Annotated in this window: 16 protein-coding genes, 1 tRNA gene and 1 pseudogene; 5 read left to right on the top strand and 13 right to left on the bottom strand. The window is 54.8% G+C overall.

Features of this window, described 5'->3' with window-relative positions:
• The first annotated feature begins 50 nt into the window (after window positions 1-50).
• From dnaG to EXW94_RS26415, 4 genes are all read left to right on the top strand, one after another.
• On the top strand, window positions 51-1,796 hold the full coding sequence (dnaG, locus tag EXW94_RS26430; RefSeq protein ID WP_174341509.1) for a DNA primase: 1,746 nt from the start codon (window positions 51-53) through the stop codon (window positions 1,794-1,796).
• 123 nt (window positions 1,797-1,919) lie between these two features.
• On the top strand, window positions 1,920-3,791 hold the full coding sequence (gene rpoD, locus EXW94_RS26425; protein WP_260662717.1) for an RNA polymerase sigma factor RpoD: 1,872 nt from the start codon (window positions 1,920-1,922) through the stop codon (window positions 3,789-3,791).
• A gap of 162 nt (window positions 3,792-3,953) precedes the next feature.
• Window positions 3,954-5,003 carry a YncE family protein gene (locus EXW94_RS26420; protein WP_174341508.1) on the top strand — a complete coding sequence of 350 codons (1,050 nt, stop codon included), beginning with the start codon at window positions 3,954-3,956 and terminating at the stop codon, window positions 5,001-5,003.
• A 10-nt stretch (window positions 5,004-5,013) separates the two neighbouring features.
• Window positions 5,014-7,011: a TonB-dependent receptor domain-containing protein gene (locus EXW94_RS26415; RefSeq protein ID WP_174341507.1), complete on the top strand. Its 1,998-nt coding sequence runs from the start codon at window positions 5,014-5,016 to the stop codon at window positions 7,009-7,011.
• Window positions 7,012-7,041: 30 nt separating this feature from the next.
• On the opposite strand, the gene mug is transcribed toward EXW94_RS26415, so the two are convergent.
• Window positions 7,042-7,548, bottom strand: a complete 507-nt coding sequence (mug, locus tag EXW94_RS26410; RefSeq protein WP_089601111.1) for a G/U mismatch-specific DNA glycosylase — start codon at window positions 7,546-7,548, stop codon at window positions 7,042-7,044.
• 124 nt (window positions 7,549-7,672) lie between these two features.
• Between mug and EXW94_RS26405 the strand changes: the two genes are divergently transcribed.
• A tRNA-Ile gene (locus EXW94_RS26405) sits at window positions 7,673-7,748 on the top strand.
• A gap of 85 nt (window positions 7,749-7,833) precedes the next feature.
• On the opposite strand, the gene EXW94_RS26400 is transcribed toward EXW94_RS26405, so the two are convergent.
• The 12 genes and pseudogenes from EXW94_RS26400 to EXW94_RS26345 form a co-directional block, all read right to left on the bottom strand.
• Window positions 7,834-8,034 (bottom strand): ogr/Delta-like zinc finger family protein, encoded by a 201-nt coding sequence (locus EXW94_RS26400; protein WP_100166454.1) that lies wholly within the window; start codon window positions 8,032-8,034, stop codon window positions 7,834-7,836.
• A 67-nt stretch (window positions 8,035-8,101) separates the two neighbouring features.
• Window positions 8,102-9,252: pseudogene (locus tag EXW94_RS26395) on the bottom strand (phage late control D family protein).
• Window positions 9,249-9,713, bottom strand: a complete 465-nt coding sequence (locus EXW94_RS26390; RefSeq protein ID WP_108416194.1) for a phage tail protein — start codon at window positions 9,711-9,713, stop codon at window positions 9,249-9,251. The pseudogene EXW94_RS26395 and the gene EXW94_RS26390 overlap by 4 nt, the downstream one beginning before the upstream one ends.
• Window positions 9,714-9,724: 11 nt before the next feature.
• Window positions 9,725-12,004, bottom strand: a complete 2,280-nt coding sequence (locus EXW94_RS26385; protein WP_174341506.1) for a phage tail tape measure protein — start codon at window positions 12,002-12,004, stop codon at window positions 9,725-9,727.
• Window positions 11,994-12,152, bottom strand: coding sequence for a GpE family phage tail protein (locus EXW94_RS26380; protein WP_309232527.1), 159 nt, complete (start codon window positions 12,150-12,152; stop codon window positions 11,994-11,996). Before EXW94_RS26380 ends, EXW94_RS26385 begins: the two co-directional genes overlap by 11 nt.
• The gene (locus EXW94_RS26375; RefSeq protein ID WP_010435764.1) at window positions 12,149-12,442 is read right to left on the bottom strand and encodes a phage tail assembly protein; all 294 of its coding nucleotides are present in this window, start codon (window positions 12,440-12,442) and stop codon (window positions 12,149-12,151) included. The genes EXW94_RS26380 and EXW94_RS26375 overlap by 4 nt, the downstream gene beginning before the upstream one ends.
• 57 nt (window positions 12,443-12,499) lie before the next feature.
• The gene (locus EXW94_RS26370; RefSeq protein ID WP_014833332.1) at window positions 12,500-13,018 is read right to left on the bottom strand and encodes a phage major tail tube protein; all 519 of its coding nucleotides are present in this window, start codon (window positions 13,016-13,018) and stop codon (window positions 12,500-12,502) included.
• Window positions 13,019-13,029: 11 nt separating this feature from the next.
• The gene (locus EXW94_RS26365) at window positions 13,030-14,223 is read right to left on the bottom strand and encodes a phage tail sheath protein (RefSeq protein WP_174341505.1); all 1,194 of its coding nucleotides are present in this window, start codon (window positions 14,221-14,223) and stop codon (window positions 13,030-13,032) included.
• A 146-nt stretch (window positions 14,224-14,369) separates the two neighbouring features.
• Window positions 14,370-14,831, bottom strand: coding sequence for a tail fiber assembly protein (locus EXW94_RS26360; protein ID WP_254797907.1), 462 nt, complete (start codon window positions 14,829-14,831; stop codon window positions 14,370-14,372).
• Window positions 14,832-14,898: 67 nt separating this feature from the next.
• Complete coding sequence (locus EXW94_RS28420) at window positions 14,899-17,151, bottom strand: phage tail protein (RefSeq protein ID WP_242436457.1); 2,253 nt, start codon at window positions 17,149-17,151, stop codon at window positions 14,899-14,901.
• Between the two features lie 11 nt (window positions 17,152-17,162).
• A complete protein-coding gene (locus EXW94_RS26350; protein WP_010435777.1) occupies window positions 17,163-17,693 on the bottom strand; it encodes a phage tail protein I in 531 nt (176 codons plus the stop codon).
• Window positions 17,686-18,594, bottom strand: coding sequence for a baseplate assembly protein (locus tag EXW94_RS26345; RefSeq protein WP_108416189.1), 909 nt, complete (start codon window positions 18,592-18,594; stop codon window positions 17,686-17,688). Before EXW94_RS26345 ends, EXW94_RS26350 begins: the two co-directional genes overlap by 8 nt.
• Window positions 18,595-18,598: the final 4 nt, after the last annotated feature.

Here is an 18,598-nt window from a genome sequence, read left to right as displayed (position 1 = left end):
GGAATGCGCGGCTTGTTTTCGTTTATAAGTCGCTTAAAATTTTGGGGCATATGGCCGGAAGAATCCCACGCGTTTTCATCAATGACCTGCTTGCCAGAACCGACATCGTCGATCTCATCGACGCGCGGGTAAAGCTAAAAAAGCAGGGCAAGAACTACCATGCGTGCTGTCCGTTCCATAACGAAAAAACCCCCTCCTTCACCGTAAACGGTGAAAAGCAGTTCTACCATTGCTTCGGCTGTGGCGCACACGGTAATGCCGTCGATTTTTTGATGAACTACGACAAGCTCGAGTTCGTTGAAACCGTCGAAGAGCTGGCGGCGATGCATAACCTTGAAGTGCCGTATGAAGCAGGCAGTGGGCCAAGTCAGATCGAGCGCCATCAACGGCAAACGCTGTATCAACTGATGGATGGCCTGAATTCGTTTTACCAACAGTCTCTTAAGCACTCTGCGGCTGAGCCTGCGCGTCAGTATCTGAACAAGCGCGGACTGAGCGACGATGTCATTGCGCGTTTCGCTATTGGTTACGCCCCGCCCGGCTGGGACAACGTGTTAAAGCGTTTTGGCGGCAATAGCGAAGATCGTAAGTCTCTCATCGATGCAGGCATGCTGGTCACCAACGACCAGGGACGAAGCTACGACCGCTTCCGTGAACGGGTGATGTTCCCGATCCGCGACAAGCGAGGCCGGGTAATTGGTTTTGGTGGTCGCGTGCTGGGTGATGCCCTGCCGAAGTACCTCAACTCCCCGGAAACCGATATTTTCCATAAGGGCCGCCAGCTGTACGGTCTTTATGAGGCGCAGCAGAATAATGCGGAACCTCCGCGTCTGCTGGTCGTCGAAGGCTATATGGACGTCGTGGCGCTGGCGCAGTACGACATCAACTACGCGGTTGCGTCGTTAGGTACGTCCACGACTGCCGATCATATTCAGCTGCTGTTCAGGGTGACCAACAACGTCATCTGCTGTTACGACGGTGACCGCGCAGGACGTGACGCCGCCTGGCGAGCGCTGGAAACCGCGCTACCTTATATGACCGATGGGCGTCAGCTACGCTTTATGTTTCTGCCCGACGGTGAAGACCCGGATACGCTGGTGCGTAAAGAGGGCAAAGCGGCGTTTGAAGCGCGGATGGAGCAGGCTCAGCCTCTCTCCACGTTTTTGTTTAACAGCCTGATGCCGCAGGTCGATTTGAGTACCCCTGACGGGCGCGCGCAGCTCAGTACGCTGGCGCTGCCGTTAATCAGCCAGGTGCCTGGCGAAACGCTGCGCATCTATCTGCGTCAGGAGCTAGGCAACAAGCTCGGCATTCTGGACGATAGCCAGCTTGAACGTTTAATGCCTAAACAGGCTGAAAACGGTGCGGTTCGCGCCGCGCCTCAGCTAAAACGCACAACCATGCGTATACTGATAGGGTTACTGGTGCAAAACCCCGAGCTTGCTCCGCAAGTGCCGTCGCTGGCGGGTTTGAACCACGAAAAATTGCCCGGACTTGGCTTATTTTCAGAACTGGTCAACACTTGTTTGTCTCAGCCAGGTCTGACCACCGGACAACTTTTAGAACATTATCGCGGCACAAAAGAGGCCGCTACCCTTGAAAAATTGTCGATGTGGGACGATATAGCAGATAAGGACATTGCAGAAAAAACGTTCACCGACTCGCTCAACCATATGTTTGATTCGATGCTTGAGTTGCGCCAGGAAGAGTTGATAGCTCGCGAGCGCACACACGGTTTGAGCAGCGAAGAACGCCGGGAGCTCTGGATGATTAACCAGGAACTGGCGAAGAAATAAAAAATTTAACGGCTTAAGTGCCGAATATCGATCGGGAAGCCCCCGGCAGCCGCACTGAGAGGCAGCGGCAAAAATATAAGTACGCCCTCGCTTTAAAGGTTGGCAGCCCCATCGCCGACACCAATCAAACGAAATAAGTGTGGATACCGTCTTATGGAGCAAAACCCGCAGTCACAGCTGAAACTTCTTGTCCAACGCGGTAAGGAGCAAGGCTATCTGACCTATGCCGAGGTCAATGACCATCTGCCGGAAGATATCGTCGATTCAGATCAAATCGAAGACATCATCCAAATGATCAATGACATGGGTATTCAGGTGATGGAAGAAGCACCGGATGCCGATGATCTGTTGCTGGCTGAAACCTCCAACAACACTGACGAAGATGCGGAAGAAGCTGCTGCACAGGTACTGTCCAGCGTGGAATCTGAAATCGGGCGTACCACTGACCCGGTCCGCATGTACATGCGCGAAATGGGTACCGTTGAACTGTTGACCCGCGAAGGCGAAATTGACATCGCTAAACGCATCGAAGACGGGATCAACCAGGTTCAGTGTTCTGTTGCTGAATACCCGGAAGCCATCACCTATCTGCTGGAACAGTACGATCGCGTTGAAGCTGAAGAAGCTCGCCTGTCCGATCTGATCACCGGCTTTGTCGATCCGAACGCTGAAGAAGATATGGCGCCTACCGCCACTCACGTCGGTTCAGAACTGTCTCAGGAAGAGATGGATGACGACGAAGACGAAGATGAGGAAGAAGAAGACGACAGCGACGACGACAACAGCATCGACCCTGAGCTGGCACGTGAGAAGTTCGGTGAGCTGCGTACCCAGTACGAAGTCACGCGTGACACCATCAAAGCGAAAGGCCGCAGTCATGCCGCCGCTCAGGAAGAGATCCTGAAGCTGTCTGAAGTGTTCAAACAGTTCCGCCTGGTGCCAAAACAGTTCGATTACCTGGTGAACAGCATGCGCGTTATGATGGATCGCGTGCGTACCCAGGAACGTATCATCATGAAGCTGTGCGTTGAACAGTGCAAAATGCCGAAGAAGAACTTCATCACCCTCTTCACCGGCAACGAAACCAGCGAGACCTGGTTCAACGCGGCTATCGCGATGAACAAACCGTGGTCAGAAAAACTGCATGATGTGAAAGACGATGTGCAGCGCGGCCTGATGAAACTTCAGCAGATCGAAGAAGAAACTGGCCTGACCATTGAGCAGGTAAAAGACATTAACCGTCGTATGTCCATCGGCGAAGCGAAAGCCCGCCGTGCGAAGAAAGAGATGGTTGAAGCGAACTTGCGTCTGGTTATCTCTATCGCCAAGAAATACACCAACCGTGGTCTGCAGTTCCTGGATCTGATTCAGGAAGGCAACATCGGTCTGATGAAAGCGGTAGATAAGTTTGAATACCGTCGTGGTTACAAGTTCTCTACCTATGCGACATGGTGGATCCGTCAGGCGATCACCCGCTCTATCGCAGACCAGGCGCGCACCATCCGTATTCCGGTGCATATGATTGAGACCATCAACAAGCTCAACCGTATCTCCCGCCAGATGCTGCAAGAGATGGGCCGCGAGCCGACGCCGGAAGAGCTGGCTGAACGCATGCTGATGCCGGAAGACAAGATCCGTAAAGTGCTGAAGATCGCCAAAGAGCCAATCTCCATGGAAACACCAATCGGTGATGATGAAGATTCGCATCTGGGTGATTTCATCGAGGATACCACCCTCGAGCTGCCGCTGGACTCTGCCACCACCGAGAGCCTGCGTGCTGCCACGCACGACGTTCTGGCTGGCCTGACCGCCCGTGAAGCAAAAGTACTGCGTATGCGTTTCGGTATCGATATGAATACCGACCACACGCTGGAAGAAGTGGGTAAACAGTTCGACGTTACCCGCGAACGTATCCGTCAGATCGAGGCGAAGGCGCTGCGTAAGCTGCGTCATCCAAGCCGCTCTGAAGTGCTGCGTAGCTTCCTGGACGACTAATCTGTCCTGACAGCAAAAACTCCCTGCGGGGAGTTTTTTTTTGGGGATTTTCTACCGGGAGTACAAAAATTAGTAGGGGTGACCGCTTACATATGCAATTGTAAATGATATTTATTTTCATTATCATTTTTCTTTTCGTAAACTACTGTAAAGAAAAATTACATGAATTTCAAAACATTAAAAAATCAATCCCTCTGTGCGCTCGCGATTTCCCTGGCACTTCACGCGGGTTCTGTTTTGGCAAAGGATTTCACGGAAGATCAGTTTATCTCTCAGCCGCTGGGTCACGGCGTTTACGAACTGGCTTATGACGCTGGACAAAAGGCAGTCTACGCGGCCTCTGCCCCCTCTTTCGAGAAAGACAAAACCGCCGGTGAAGTGTTCCAGCTTGCGGTCGATTCACTAAACGTTAATGAGCGCATTACTACCCAGCGCCGCCCGTTTGCGGTTTCACTGGATGATGCCAGTCATATCCTGTGGTTAGGCAACGCGCTTGATGGCTCAGTGACACTGCTCGATACCCGCACCAACAAAGAAGTGAAAACCCTCCAGCTTGCGGATGCTGAGAATAAAGCACACGTCCGCGAAGTGGTTCTTGATAAGAAACACCACCGCCTGTATGTCTCCGGCATCGGCAGCGAAGGCAAAGGCGTGCTGTGGGTCGTCGACACGCAAAAACAGACGTTGCTGCTGACCCACAAACAGATGGATCCGGTCGGTTTTGCGGTCGATGAAGCAGGCGATAAAGTTTACGCTGTAACCGGCAAAGGCGAGCTAATTACCCTGGATGGCAAAACCTCTCAGGTTCTCTCCCGCGTAAAGGTTGACCCCGCTGAACCTAAACACTACTTCCTGAACATCGCGTTGAACACCACCAAAGGCGTTGGTTTTATTGCGGATACCAACACCCCTGACGTGCTGGTTGTCCAGCTCGACTCCGGCAAAATTGTTCATCGCGTTCCAACACCGAACTCTATTGCCGCGGTCTACAACCCTGCGCGCGATGAAGTGTATGTTACCCATCGCAATGCCCGTCAGATAAGCGTTATCGATGCCAACACCTACAGCCTGAAACACACCGTCACAACGGCGGCGATGCCAAACAGCATGGTGCTTTCCCCTGACAACAAAACGCTGTTCGTCAGCGTGAAACAGGATGAAAAGGCCAACAAGGCTGACTATGTGCTCAAACTCGATTTAACCCCATTCTGAGGAGTGCGATGTGATGAACCAGACACGAACGGCGCTGGCGATGTCGCTCGCCCTCGCCACCCTTCCTGCGGCTGTTTTCGCCGAGGAAACTACCCCGGCAGATGAAGATCAGCTTGTCGTCACCGCTACCGGTTTCGCGCAGGAACGCCGCGAAGCACCGGCTACCATCTCTGTCGTCGGTGAAAAAGAGCTTAACACCCGGTCGAACCAGAACGTCACCGAGGCGCTTCGTGAGATGCCCGGTGTATTAGTGGGCAACGGTAACGGAAGCCTGGCAACGGGTGATGTGCAAATGCGCGGCATGGACTCGACCTACACCTCTTATATGGTCAATGGTATCAAACAGGGTACCCGCGAATCCCGCCCTTACGGGCACCATATCGGCACCGAAGCGGCCTTTTTACCTCCGCTTGCCGCTATCGAGCGCATTGAGGTGATCCGTGGGCCGATGTCCTCCCTGTATGGCTCTGACTCCATTGGCGGCGTGGTGAACGTCATCACCAAAAAAGGCTACAACCTGGATGCATGGACCGGCGTACTGGAAGATAACTACTTCCTGCAGGAGAAGAGCGAGTACGGCAACACCAACCAGACCAACGCCTTCCTGATGGGGCCGATTATTCCCGGCAAACTCGGGGTGAGCGTGGCGGCGGATTATCTGGACCGTCGCGATGACGACAGCCAGAACGATGAGCGCTTTGTAAAGCACCAGGCCGGAAATCTGGACGCGACCATCAACATGTCGCCGACCGATACCCAACTGTGGGATTTAAATGTCGTTAAAGGACATCAGGTAAAATCACACAACGATAAAGCCTGGGAATGGGATTTTGACCGCGATGCTGCGTCGCTTTCTCAGCACGCCTGGTACGGTGACGATTTGCTGGAAGCGAAGAACTTCGTCAGCTACGAGAACGCCAAAACCGAATATCGCGTTCCGGGGATGAGCTCGCAGTTCATCAAACAGCGTAACTACGAGGCCAATAGCGCGAACACCTTTACGCTTGGCGATCACAAGCTGACGCTGGGGATTAACTTCACCCGCAACGAGCTGGACGACACCTTCGGTATTGCAGACAAGGAAGTACCGGGCGTCACGCCAGTCAGCAAAATCACGCGTAACGGCTGGGCGGTCTTCGCCGAAGACGCCTGGATGATGGTGCCGGACTTCACCCTCACCACCTCAGCACGTCTCGATCACGACAGCTATTTTGGCTACCACGTGACGCCAAAACTCTACGGTAACTGGACGATTGATGAAAGCTGGGCGCTGAAAGGTGGCGTCTCTGCGGGCTATAAAAAACCGGATCTGCGCCAGAACAACGAAGGCTTCACCAGCGTTTACGGTTCGTATCCTTATTCCTATATTGGCATCGGTAACAACGACCTTAAGCCCGAGCAGAGCGTCAACACCGAACTGGGCGTTTACTGGCAAGAGGACGCGCTGGCGCTGGATGCCACCGTGTTCTTCACCAAATTTAAAGACAAGATCAGCGACTACACCATCTGTACCGCAACGGCTACGGAGAAGTGTGTGTACAACGGCTATGAAGCGGAAGAGGTCTCCCAGTACTTCAACGTCAGCGACGCGGAAATTTATGGTCTGGAGCTGAACGGTGACTGGCAGGTCACGCCCGCGCTGAAGGCTAACGCGAACTACACCTATACACACAGCGAGCAAAAGAGCGGTCAGTACAAGGGGGAAGCGCTGAACGAATTCCCGAGCAGCATGGCCAACCTCTCCCTGACGTGGAACGCGCTTAACGATCTTGAGCTGTGGACCAAAGCCAGCTGGCGCAGCAACACGCCGAACACCGGGAAATCGACATCCACAGAGGCCTATGCGCTGGTTGATTTAGGCGCACGCTACCATCTCAACAAGCGCATCACGCTGATGGCGGGGGTTTACAACCTGTTCGACGTGAACCCGATTTACAAAACGTCCTATAACCAGTCTTCCCTGCTGGAAGGACGCCGCTACAACATGGGCGCACGCTTCGAGTTCTGACAGTGTTGCCGGAGCCTCTGGCTCCGGCAGCTACAGCCCGCGCACCATCAGCGCCTCATCCAGTTCGCGATAGGCTTCAACCAGCTTATCCAGCGTTGCCCTGTTTAATCCGCTTGGGTTTGGCAGCACCCACACCTGCGTTACACCGATGCGAATGCTCTGTTTACCCCACTGCGCCCCGCGCTGGCTGAATGCCTGCTCATAAGCCTGCTTGCCGAGGATAGCCAGCGCAGCGGGCTGATAATCCTCTATTTTCTTGACCAGTTCCCGCCCGCCGCTGCGTAGTTCATGCAGATTGACCTCGGTTGCCTGCACCGTAGGACGCTCGACCAGCATGGTGATCCCACAGCGCGTATCCAGCAGGTGTTGCTCCTCTTCTGGCTTAAGTAGCCTGTCGGTAAAACCTGCCTGATAGATCACCTTCCAGAAGCGATTTCCCGGATGAGCGAAGTGAAAACCGGTGTGCGCCGAGGATTTCCCCGGGTTGATACCGCAAAATACTACCCGCAGGCCAGGGGCCAGAATGTCGTTAATCATCTTTACTCCCACTGATACATCGTTATGGAAGTATAAAGGATTGATTATGCATTGTTTATAAAAACAGCAGGCAGGAGTGAATGGCTGGATTGCTGCGGGGAGTTACTTTATAATTCACCGCCACGGCCCCTTAGCTCAGTGGTTAGAGCAGGCGACTCATAATCGCTTGGTCGCTGGTTCAAGTCCAGCAGGGGCCACCAAATTTTAGCTGTAGAATCATATAATTAAGCCACTCTAGCGAGTGGCTTTTTTATTGGTTTTTTTCAACGGTCGGAAGCGAAGCCGCTAACCGTGAGCCAGCGAAGCCGTTCGCGCATTCCCAGCGTCTCCAGGGGTTGCGATCAGACGCTCCACGGACTCCATCGTCACGAACGTACAGCTGCAGTCAACATTGGTGCACTGGTGATAGCGCTCTTTGGTGTTTTCACTTAAATAGCGACTGGTACGCGCATGCGCGGAATGCTTGCACTTAGGACAATGAAACATGTACCCCTCCGTTTAATTCACATTTTGTGAATTTATAATACTCAAAAACAACGTAAAGGCAAATCAATTACTCACTGTCGACAGAAAATCGTTCGTCGGTGGCGTTCAACTCGAGGTTAAGCCTGGTGGTAAATCCGCTCTCGCTGAGGGTATGAACCACCTCGCTGATGATCCACGCCTGCTCGTCAATGACGCGTTTAAAACCGTTTACAAGCACCGGCGTTTCGGGAAACAGATCGGCTCGCCCCAGCGCCAGCTGGATGGAAAATTTCACGGTCCCCCGCTGGAGCGCACGCCACTTTGCCTCTGCCGCCCTGAGAGCCTGCTCTTCAGAGGCATAGACCGTAGTGAGCTCAAACACGTTCTCCGCCGATCCCACCAGCATCTCCTGCGGCGGCTGCGCTTTTCCTGCTCCTGCTGTCGGCGCGGCGGCCTCCGGGTGCGTTAATGCTTCTGGCACCTGCCCGTCAGGTAACCGATTGATACTCAATTGAGTATTCTGTTTTTTGGGATCGCGCGTTTGCAGCCATTTGGCCGTCACGCCAGAATAGTTTTCACGATCGGCGACGGAAAAAAGATGCCGGTCGCCATCCCCACGCTCGATCACCATTAAGGGAATCGTTTTGCCGCTGGCCGTCACGGCCTGGCCCGCCTTCATAAAATAACCTTGCCGGCTTTGATTGAAACAAAGGCACCGTTGCGTTCAGCCAGGCGGGTGAGAAACGCCGCGTCTGTCTCCTGAGACTGATCGATATGCGAAATGGCAATGGATGAAAGTTCCGCCGCGACGCTGGCGGTCAACTGATTACGTTGAGCGAGGGTGTTAACGATCGCGCCGATCGTCGTGTCATGCCACGACTGCTCGCGCCGAACGTTTAGCTTCCCGCGGAAATCCGCGCTGCATCCCCTAATGGTCAGCTTGTCCGGTGCGCCCTGAAATTCAATCGTATCGATCGTGAAGTTCCCTTTTTGTAGGAGTGGGGCGCCCTCCCATCCCAGCCATAACGAGAGCGTAGCCCCCCGGGCAGGCAACACTAACCGTCCATCGGAATCATCGAGTTGAATATCCAGCTGATCGGCTTCCAGCCCGCGTTTGTCGGTCATGGATAAGCTGATAAGACGAGGACTGACGTTTTGCGTGATATCACGATCGTCAAGCTTGAGCATAAAATCAGGGGCGATTTTCCCACCCGCCCGGATATTCATTTCGGTGATCATCCCACCAGCCCTCCAATGCTATTGCGTGCGCTCGTCACCAGCTCTTCAGCCTGCGTTTTCAGGTCGCCAAATATCGCCATTAGCGATTCGTCCACGCGTTTCAGCTCCAGCGTAAAATTAATTTTTCGCGCAGTGCCATCACTGTAAAAATCCGAATGCGTATGCGTGACTTTCTCAATGATAAACATGCCGTGAATGATGCCGGTGCCATCTATCAGCGGCCATGCCCGCCCTTCATTGGCCATCAGCTCAAGCGCCTTAAGAGAAAGCCGCCCTCCCGTGAGCTCCGGGTAAAGTAACCCGGACAGGCTGAAGGAGGTCTCACCTTCGCCAAGATACTGCCAGGCTTTGGGCTTCCCGATGCGATCGTTGGATGCCCAACGATAGCCCTTTGTAAACTGCATTGTCTGATACGGTAAGGTTCGTCGTTCAAAGACAAACAGACCCAGCACCATTAACATTTTCTCTCTCCTCAACCGTACGTAAAGCTGGTTTGCTGCTTTCTCGCTTTCTCACGTTCACTGTTCTCTATTGCCTCCTGGATTTGACGAGTCAGATCCGTTCCGGAGGCCATGCTTCCCTGCAGCGTAATGTTGTATTCGCTTTTACTCTGATCGACGTATGAACGCCCTCCCACGGCAGCCGTTGGCTGGTATCCCATGAAGCCGCCGTAAACCGGTGACGCCGGGTCCCAGGCACTGCCAGCGTCAGCAGAGGAGGTACCCTCTTTCGGCACGACCGGGTCGATATTGCCCGACTCTTTTTTTATGACGCCGAGTTTCTCCAGCAGCCAACTGGCCTTGCCGCTCAGGCTGTTAAAGAGATCAAGCGGAGCCATTAGCGCATTTCCCAGCGCCTGACCGAACGCCACGCCAACATTTTTGCAGCTGTCGAGCGTTTCCTGCGTCGCCTTGATCGGCGCAATCAGCTCGGTGAACCATTGCCAGATCCCGCTCAGTTTTTCTGCGATGAAATCAAACGCCTTTAATAGCGGGGAGAACAGCTCGCCCAGCGGCGCGAAGACCGCAGAAAGCCCCTCAATCACGCCGCCAAAGAAGGCGCTGATGGGCTCCCAGTATTTAAAGATCAGCAAGGCACCGGCGGCAATCGCCGCGCCAAGGGCAATAACCGGCCAGCTAAGGGCTCCCAGCACCGTCATGATTGTGCCCCCCACCACGCTGAATCCCGTACCCAACATTCCTGCGGCGGTGATGATCATATTCAGGCCAGACAAAACCGGCGCGACGACCATGCCTAACCCGCCCAGTACGCCTGCAAACGCCTGCGCGCCGATAACGACGCCGACCAGACCTTGCGTCAGCTCAGGGTTAGCGTTCGCCCAGAGAGAGAGCGTACCGAGCCACCCGGTCGCGGTGGCGATCAGGGTGCGCAGGGCACCGTCCGCGTTATCAAATAAATCTATCTTTAACCCGCTCCACGCGGCCTGGAACCGGTTGATATCGCCGTCAAGATTATCGGTCTGTACGGAAGCCGCGAGCGCGGTACTGCCCTTCGCCGCCTGCAACTGCTGACGTTTTTCATTAAGCGATCCATCACCCGCAGCGGAAGCCAGCACCCCTGCGGCTTTTATGGCATCCGGAGTCTGAACATGGCGCAGCATCGCGCTGAGCGCGTCCCCGGCAGCGGCACCTTTCATCCCTTTTTCCGCCAGGACGCCGAGCAGCGCGGTGGTCTCTTCAAGCCCCAGACCGGAAGCCTCCGCAGCGGGCGCAGCGGAGGTGACGGCGTCCTGCATCTCAGCGAGGCTGGTCTTCGAAGAGGTAAAACCGCGCGTCAGAACGTCTGCGATGCGCCCCGCATCCTGATCGGCCAGACCATACGCGGCCTGCGTACTGGCGATCATATCGGCCGCTCTTGCCGCGTCGACATTCCCCGCCAGGCTAAGGTTGACCGCTGGCGCGGTGGCCGCAAGCAGCCCATCGGCGTCAAAACCGGATTGGGCCAGCTCGCGCTGCGCCAGCGCGATCGTATCGACAGGGACGCCGGTGCTGGCGCTGACCTCCCGCGCCTGCTGTCGGATGGCCTCAAGCCGAGCGTCGCCCTTCGCCAGACCAAGGTTCGCCTGAATGGATGACATCTGCTTCTCAAAACTGATGCCAGGGGCCATAAACCGGGACGTCTGGTCAAAACCTGCCTTTGCCATACCCACGCCCGCATTAGCCAACTGATGCACCCGCGAGGCCACGCGTTTGCCTGACTCGTAGCGAGTCTGAACGGTATTCAGCCGCTCCTGCTGCTGATTGACGCGGGCCAGCGCATCACGCTGTCGGTTAAGCTGCTGCGTTTTTTCGCTGATGTGGGTGCGTAAACGACGCTCGTCCGACGAGAGCGTGCGCGTATTTATTCCCGCCTGAGCGAGTTCAGTGCGCTGCCGTTGTACCGCGTAGCGCAGACTGTTGTACTCGAGCTTAAGGTCGGCTGCTGATTTTCGGGCAGCGGACAGCGCATCTGCCTGCGCCTGGGTGGGGTTTTGCGTGTTCTTAAATTGCACCGCCAGCGCCGCGGCCTGCTGTCTGGCCTGGTCAAGCGACTGTTCCGTCATGGCGAGCCGGGCGTTTGCTTTCCTGAAGCCGTCAATACGCCCCGCCTGCTCATCAAGCGCGCGCAGCGCCGCCTGCGAATCACGGATCTCGCCCTCGAGAGAGAGGCCGGCATGTTGGATAGCCTTGAGCGGCCGGGTGGCCCGGTCAACGGCACTCAGCAGCTCTTGAAGTCTGACATTATTGCTCATGGTGGTTTCCGCTTCGCTGCAGCGCCTTTTCGCGCCATATAAGGAGTTCGGTCACGCTCAGGGAGTACAGTTCTGACAGCGGCCAGTGAAAGATCACCGCGATATCCGCCATCAGGTCGTCGACCGACAGGTTTTCAGGAAATTTCAGCGAGCCGAAGTCGGTGACAAAAAACCGACCACCTTCCCGGCAAAAGAGAGCAGGTCGGAGGCATCCAGACGCGCAATCTCATGCTCGGTTAATGCGGGAGAGGTCATCCGTGGCAGTACCTTAATCAGGGCATCCACATCGGATTGCGCCAGCGACGCCAGCGAGACGCCACGCAGGGTGCCGGCATTGGGTTTGACGACGGTCACTTTTTCGATTTTTTGTTCACCGCGCTGAACGGGGCTATCAAGCATGACGGTGTGAGGATTTTCGCTTTCGTTGATATTTTCCATCTCGTTACTCTCAAAAAAAGGGGAGTAACCGGCCAGCAATTCTGGCCGGTTAAGAAGTTACAGGCCGATGGCCTTACGATGTTCCGCCAGACGATCGACACCGTCGACTTTCAGCACCATGTTGATGATGTCAATCTCGATGACCTCTTTGCCATCAATGGTGAGCTGGTAATAAGCACACTCGGTCGACATCTTGGTGGTGCCGCTTTCACCCTGCTTGTTCTCACCACCGTCAAACTCTTTGTGACGGCCGCGCATCACAATCTCGACCGCTGAGATTTCACCGGTGTCGTCACGCTGGAAAGAGCCTGTAAAACGCAGCGGCACGCTGTCCGCGCCCGGAGAGGCATACTGCGCCCACAGCGCGACGTCAGGGAGACCGCCGATGGTCCACTCCAGCGCCAGGGCATCATCGTCCAGGCCGAGGTCGACGGAGACCGAGCCCGGCATACCGCCGCCGCGATACTTCTCCAGCTTGCGGGTCAGCTTCGGTAAGGTGACGGACTCAACCACGCCCATGTAGCTCAGGCCATCGTTGAACATATTCAGATATTTAAGTTTGCGTGGTAACGCCATACTTCAGCTCCTTAGCTGTTAACCGAATCTGACAGATCGGCCAGATAGGTATCGGTGATGCGCTGGCGCAGGGTCAGATTCTCCAGCGGCGGAACAGGGGTGTAGTCGTAATCGATATACAGTTTCCCCGCTTTCAGGGTCGACACGTCATTGGATTCCGGGTCATACCAGCAGGAGCCGTCAACGATGTAGCCGTTGGTTTTCAGCTCGCGGAATTTGGCGTTAATGCCGGAAATGATGTCGCGAATCAGCGTTGGAGTAATGGGCTTATCCATTGCCCATGCGTGCGCTTCCGCCATGGTGTCGGCCAGTACCTGCGCGGTACGGGTGTAGTTTTCAAACAGGAATAACGGGTCGTCAGAGCAGGTGCGGTTGCCCCAGAATTTGAAACCGTCATTGCGAATCAGCGTCGTCACGCCAGCCTGGTTAAGCAGGTTGGCATCGGTGGCCTGTTCCTGCAGATCCCAGGATACGGAAGCGCTCACGCCGGTGACGCCGTTGACGCCCACGTTTGACAGGGTTTTATGCCAGCCGGTGGTCTGGTCGATTTTGGCGCGCAGGCCAAGCGCGCGCGCGGTTGCCCAGGCCATTTTAGTGGCGTTCGTCGCGGTATCCCACGCCAGGAAGTCCGGATGGATGACCATCAGCTCACGCTGGCTAAAGTTTTTGCGGTAGGCGATCGCCTCAGGAATGGTTTTACAGCCCCATGCGCTAACATAGCCAAACGCACGCAGGCTCTGGCACGTCGCGGCCAGCGCGGTGGCCACTTCCAGCGAATCCAGCCCCGGAACGCCGAGAATACGCGGCTTAACGCCGGTGACGGTTTTTGCGGTCAGAAGCGCCTTCAGGCCCGTGTATTTACCGTTTTCGTCGGTGGTACCGATGATGTTAGAGATAGTCTCTTTCTGTGCCGCTTCAGGATCCTCCGGATCGTCGATACCTTCGGCCACGCGGACAACCACAACGAACGGCTTGCACTGGTCGGCGATAGCCTGAAGGGAAGCGGACAGCGTCCCCTGTTTACCGGCTTTCGCAATGGCGGATTGCACATTGGTAATGAGCACCGGCTCGTTAAGCGGGAATGTCTGTTCGTCAGCATCGCTGGCCGTACAGACCATACCGATGATTGCCGTCGAGACGGTGGAAATGGTGCGCGTGCCATCGTTGATTTCGATGACTTCCACGCCGTGGTGATAGTCGCCCATCTGTTTAACTCCGTGGTTAAGGTGTAAAACTATTTTCTGCCACCCTCTCATTCCATGCACTTCATCATGTTCCATCTGTCATTCACACAACAAACAAAAAGCCCTCTTAACAGAGGGCTGGAGTTATTTCGTCTTTTCAAATTAAATTACTGCGGGGGATCCGGGAAACTAACGGGTATTACGGTGATATCACAGGCCTCCAGAGCATCAATATAATCAAGCCAGGCGTTTAACAGGTTTAACTGTCCCTCCGTCAGCGTTCTGCCTGCCATTAACCTGGTCTGAGGTACAACTATTTTTTCTCTTGCCTCGCTAAGTAAGCGTTCGAGCTCGTCTTTTGCTAGTTGAAGCAGTTCTTCATGCGAATAAACAAACGGGATGATTTTTTCACCATCAAATACCCAGCGTATTTCCGGCTCGAAAAAATTCTCCGGCACACTATTTTTTTCAATTTCCGAAACGGACAGATTTTCAGGTGCCAGCATGGAGGCATCCCATGAAGCGGCAACAATATTGCCTTTTCCATCAAACATAAATTTTAAAGAGGAGGCCGAAAATTTGGTCTGTGATGCATACCAGTCATTTCCATCCTCATCAGTGAATACCATGACTGTAAAGCCATCCATTTTTTTGTTGAGGCAGTGAAATTTTTCATTAACATCGAATTAGTTATCCTTATGCGTAGGCCGCAGTAACCCATGAGCCGCCATTGATCTGATATTGCAACGGACGAAGACGAATCCAGTAATTAGAACTTCCCCGGTCAGCAAAAGATGTCATCACCCCACCGGTCAGGCGCTCAGTGTTCCCACGCTCTTGATATTCAGCGGATGCACCAAAACGAATGCCTGTTATATAGCTGCCTTTGCCTTGATAGCGAGCTTCGCTTTCAGCCTTGGTATATGCGCTAGTTTTAGGCATATAACCTGCATCAGATTGTGCTTTTGTGTAATAACGCCCATCACTTTCAGCTTTGGTATACGAATCTCCCACCTTTAACAATGTAACAACAGCGTTACTGGCTTCATGCCTCATATACGGCCTTGACGCATCACCGTTCGCAAAGCCAGCATAAGAGGCACTGTCGCGTAGCAGGAAGCGCGTATCAGCCAGCGTTTTGGTATAAAAACGCCCATCAAAATTAGCAAAACTGCCCGGTATAATTTGTCCTGGCGCAGAAAAATTACCGCTGGTATCCCATTTATAGTTAACATCCTGACCGCCGCTGCCTTTCATGTGCAGATGCCATGAAAGAGCGGTATCGGCAACAAGAGACCCCATGGAAAAAGCCCATGAATTGATCCCGGTAATACTTGCCTGCTGTTTGAACGCCGGGTGGTATTCACTCGCTCCAGTTGTTGAATAGGTATTATAAAATGGTGCCTTTGTTTTGTACTGCTCGGCCCATGCAAATGAATTGCTATAACCCGCTGTAATTTCCTTCGAGGCGTAGATGGTATTGCCTACAGTAAAAGGTGTTTCGGATTGCAACGCCCCGGTTTCAAGACTCACACGTAAAGGACGCAGCGCATTGTAATTTCCGTAGGCATCGCCCTTATTGGTCAGCATCAGATAAAGATTATAACCATCATTACGCCAGAAGCAGCCGTAGTCCCCATATGCAATCCGATAGCTATTGGCTGAAAGAGATTGCACTTCCCCACTTGAACGTAAATAACCGCTGAATTGCCCCGCACCGTTTGTCTGAAACAACAGCGAGCCGTCTTTATTTCGCTGTGAGTATAAATGGTAGCCGGTGTCGTCCCCCAGTTCGACTACAGATGGCCGGTCTACATTACCCCAGAGTCGCAAGGCTGCATTCTTGTCAGAGGTATTAGATGAATAAAAAGAGAGTTTTTTCGTATTCCCTGAATAAAATCCACCGAGTTGTGAGGTTAAATTACCTCTCACTCTCAGGCCGGTATTAGTGCTAATCGCCAGCTCCTCCTGCGAATCGGTACTGCCTGTCGCCAGACGGTATTCGCCCCCCTGAACGGTTTCATGCCAGATAGTGTCCGTCGCTCCGCCGCGCATTTTACGCAGATAATTTTTATTGCCTGTCGTCGCGTTAGAAAGTGCCGTTAAGTTATAGGTTGACTGTGTTATGGCGTCCTGATTCAACGTTCCGGTCATACTGTCGCCGAATTTGCTGACTCGCTCACTGGCATTTTTATTGGCCGCAGCGGCGCTGTCGTTAGCGACTTTTACCGCCTTTGGCGTCGCCGCCAGTACCTCAGACACACTGTCAGTCGCGCTGCTAAGCTGGACAATCCCCTTTTGCGCCGTGGTGGCGTCCTGAGCCGCGTATTTCCCTTTCGCCAGGTCGTACGCTGCCTTCACCGCTTTCGGCGTTGCAGCGAGCACTTCGGAGGCGCTGTCAATGGCGCTGCTGAGCTGTGTAAAGCCCTTCGCAGCAAGGGTCGCGTCCGGATGGCGGCGCGACTGCTCGTGCTCCGCGAGCTTCCCGTCAACGTAATCCTGCGTCGCCATTACCGTTGAGGTGTCTATCGTCAGCTCGACGGACGCGATATCGCTGACCATGATGACCATGCGCAACGTCTGCGCGCGCCCCGAGCCCTCCACCAGCGTGGGTTTATAGCTTTCAGCCATGTTCCCGACGGCAATCAGCGTTCCGGCATCGTCATACAGCCCCATCTCGCGCATCCAGAAACCGCCAACCTCAGGCGGGATTAGCAGCTCTGCCACAACGTAGTTTTTGTTCTTCTTGTCCTGGCTGATTTTATTCAGCGCGTGGCGCCAGACTTCCTTCACCAGCTTTGTCTGGCTGGCATCAGGCACCGGCAACGCTCCGCCACCGTCGCCGACCGCCATCGCTGTAAAGTTCACTTTCTTCCCGTTCGGGACGGTTGCTGCAGCCAGTTTTTCCGCACCGGCTTTGGTGATAACCGTTTTATATTTCACTGTCATTGTGCTCTCGCTTATCCGGGGTAAACCGTGATGATGTCGCCGTCATAGCTCAGGGCGCCGGTATAGAGATAACCCGGGATGTCCTGGATGATATTCAGGCCGATAAGGTGACGGCTGGCAGGCTTTGCATCAGCAATAAGCCTCTCCATCTCGTAATACATTTCCTCGGTGATGCCCGTGTCTAACACGCCGATATCAAGGCGGAAGGTGCCGGGCGGATCGTTGGTTTGCCACCACTCGGTGACGTTAATCAGATAACCCAGCGGCTCCACTACGCGACGCACGGCGCCTATCGTTCCCTTGTGGGCATGGATAAACCACGCCGCGCGGATCACGTCACGCTTGGTGGCCTCCGGCCAGTTCTCATCCCAGCGGTCGACCGAGAACGCCCAGGCCAGCCACGGCAGCAAGTTTGCCGGGCAGGTATCTGCGCTCCAGAGATGGCGCAGCGGCACCGGCGTTTTTTCGATCTCCGCGCAGGCGCGCGCGGCAGCCACCTCAAGAGGCGACGAACCAACCGGCAGAAGACGGGTATCACTCATCGTTCCCCCCTACGGTTACGCTGTACTGGCTGCACCATGAGGCCTGCGTCTCATCGAGCACGATATCGGCTGCCGGCGCCGTCAGCTCCACGCGCTGCACCCCTTCCACATGAAGTGCAGCGTAAATAGCAGACTTGCGGATATCGCGCCCCAGCCGGTGCTGCGCCGTGATATAGGCCTGCAGCCGGGCTCTGGCCGCGTTGAGCACGGGTTCACTTTCAGGGCCAGGGAATAAGAACAGCGAGGCCACAATGCTGTAGTCGACAATGTTGGCTGACTGGACGGTAACGCGATCGGCGACGGGCCTGACGTTCTCATCGTTCAGTGCATTGCGAACGGCGGTGAGCAGCGCTTCGGACGCCACGCCGCTATTCTCCCGGGAGAGCACGGAAACCGTAACGTTCGCAGGCTGGGGGCTAATCACGGAAATGTCCGCCACCCGCCCATCCGCGCTGCGGCCATGGAACTGATAAGCGCCCGTCGAACCGGCCACGCTTAGCCCTTCCGGCGCCTGCTGGATCCGCAGACGAAAGTCGGTATCGGATTCCATGACCGCTGGCGTGGGCGGGAACGTGGTGTCGTCGGCGGGCGTAATCACCAGACGCTGAAGATTAGCGTTTGCCCCAATCTGGTCGAGATCGCTGCCCGCGGCGTAGGCCAGCATGACCGCACGCGCGGCCTCATTTACGCGCTGGCGCCAGATAACTTCCCGATACGCGTTTTCCTGCAGCAGCTTCACGATCGGCTCTGACTCTAAGGTCAGCGTGCGTGCGATCGCCTCTTGCTCCGCCTCAGGATAGAGCGAGACAAAGGTGGCCTTACGTTCTGCCAGCAGCGTCTCATAATCCACCTCCTCCACGACATCAGGCGCGGCGAGCTGGCTCAGATCAACAATAGCCATAGGG

Source organism: Enterobacter sp. JMULE2 (assembly GCF_013337145.1).
Taxonomy (GTDB): Bacteria; Pseudomonadota; Gammaproteobacteria; order Enterobacterales; family Enterobacteriaceae; genus Enterobacter; species Enterobacter mori.
The sequence above is the reverse complement of the archived record's forward strand: the minus strand, read 5'-3'. Positions and strand labels throughout refer to the sequence as shown.

Excerpts from the sequence above, each read along its gene's own strand:
- dnaG (WP_174341509.1), top strand. The coding sequence starts at position 51 with ATGGCCGGAAGAATCCCACGCGTTTTCATCAATGACCTGCTTGCCAGA.
- EXW94_RS26420 (WP_174341508.1), top strand. The coding sequence starts at position 3,954 with ATGAATTTCAAAACATTAAAAAATCAATCCCTCTGTGCGCTCGCGATT.
- mug (WP_089601111.1), bottom strand. The coding sequence starts at position 7,548 with ATGATTAACGACATTCTGGCCCCTGGCCTGCGGGTAGTATTTTGCGGT.
- EXW94_RS26400 (WP_100166454.1), bottom strand. The coding sequence starts at position 8,034 with ATGTTTCATTGTCCTAAGTGCAAGCATTCCGCGCATGCGCGTACCAGT.
- EXW94_RS26390 (WP_108416194.1), bottom strand. The coding sequence starts at position 9,713 with ATGTTAATGGTGCTGGGTCTGTTTGTCTTTGAACGACGAACCTTACCG.
- EXW94_RS26385 (WP_174341506.1), bottom strand. The coding sequence starts at position 12,004 with ATGAGCAATAATGTCAGACTTCAAGAGCTGCTGAGTGCCGTTGACCGG.
- EXW94_RS26375 (WP_010435764.1), bottom strand. The coding sequence starts at position 12,442 with ATGGAAAATATCAACGAAAGCGAAAATCCTCACACCGTCATGCTTGAT.
- EXW94_RS26370 (WP_014833332.1), bottom strand. The coding sequence starts at position 13,018 with ATGGCGTTACCACGCAAACTTAAATATCTGAATATGTTCAACGATGGC.
- EXW94_RS26365 (WP_174341505.1), bottom strand. The coding sequence starts at position 14,223 with ATGGGCGACTATCACCACGGCGTGGAAGTCATCGAAATCAACGATGGC.
- EXW94_RS26360 (WP_254797907.1), bottom strand. The coding sequence starts at position 14,831 with ATGGTATTCACTGATGAGGATGGAAATGACTGGTATGCATCACAGACC.
- EXW94_RS28420 (WP_242436457.1), bottom strand. The coding sequence starts at position 17,151 with ATGACAGTGAAATATAAAACGGTTATCACCAAAGCCGGTGCGGAAAAA.
- EXW94_RS26350 (WP_010435777.1), bottom strand. The coding sequence starts at position 17,693 with ATGAGTGATACCCGTCTTCTGCCGGTTGGTTCGTCGCCTCTTGAGGTG.
- EXW94_RS26345 (WP_108416189.1), bottom strand. The coding sequence starts at position 18,594 with ATGGCTATTGTTGATCTGAGCCAGCTCGCCGCGCCTGATGTCGTGGAG.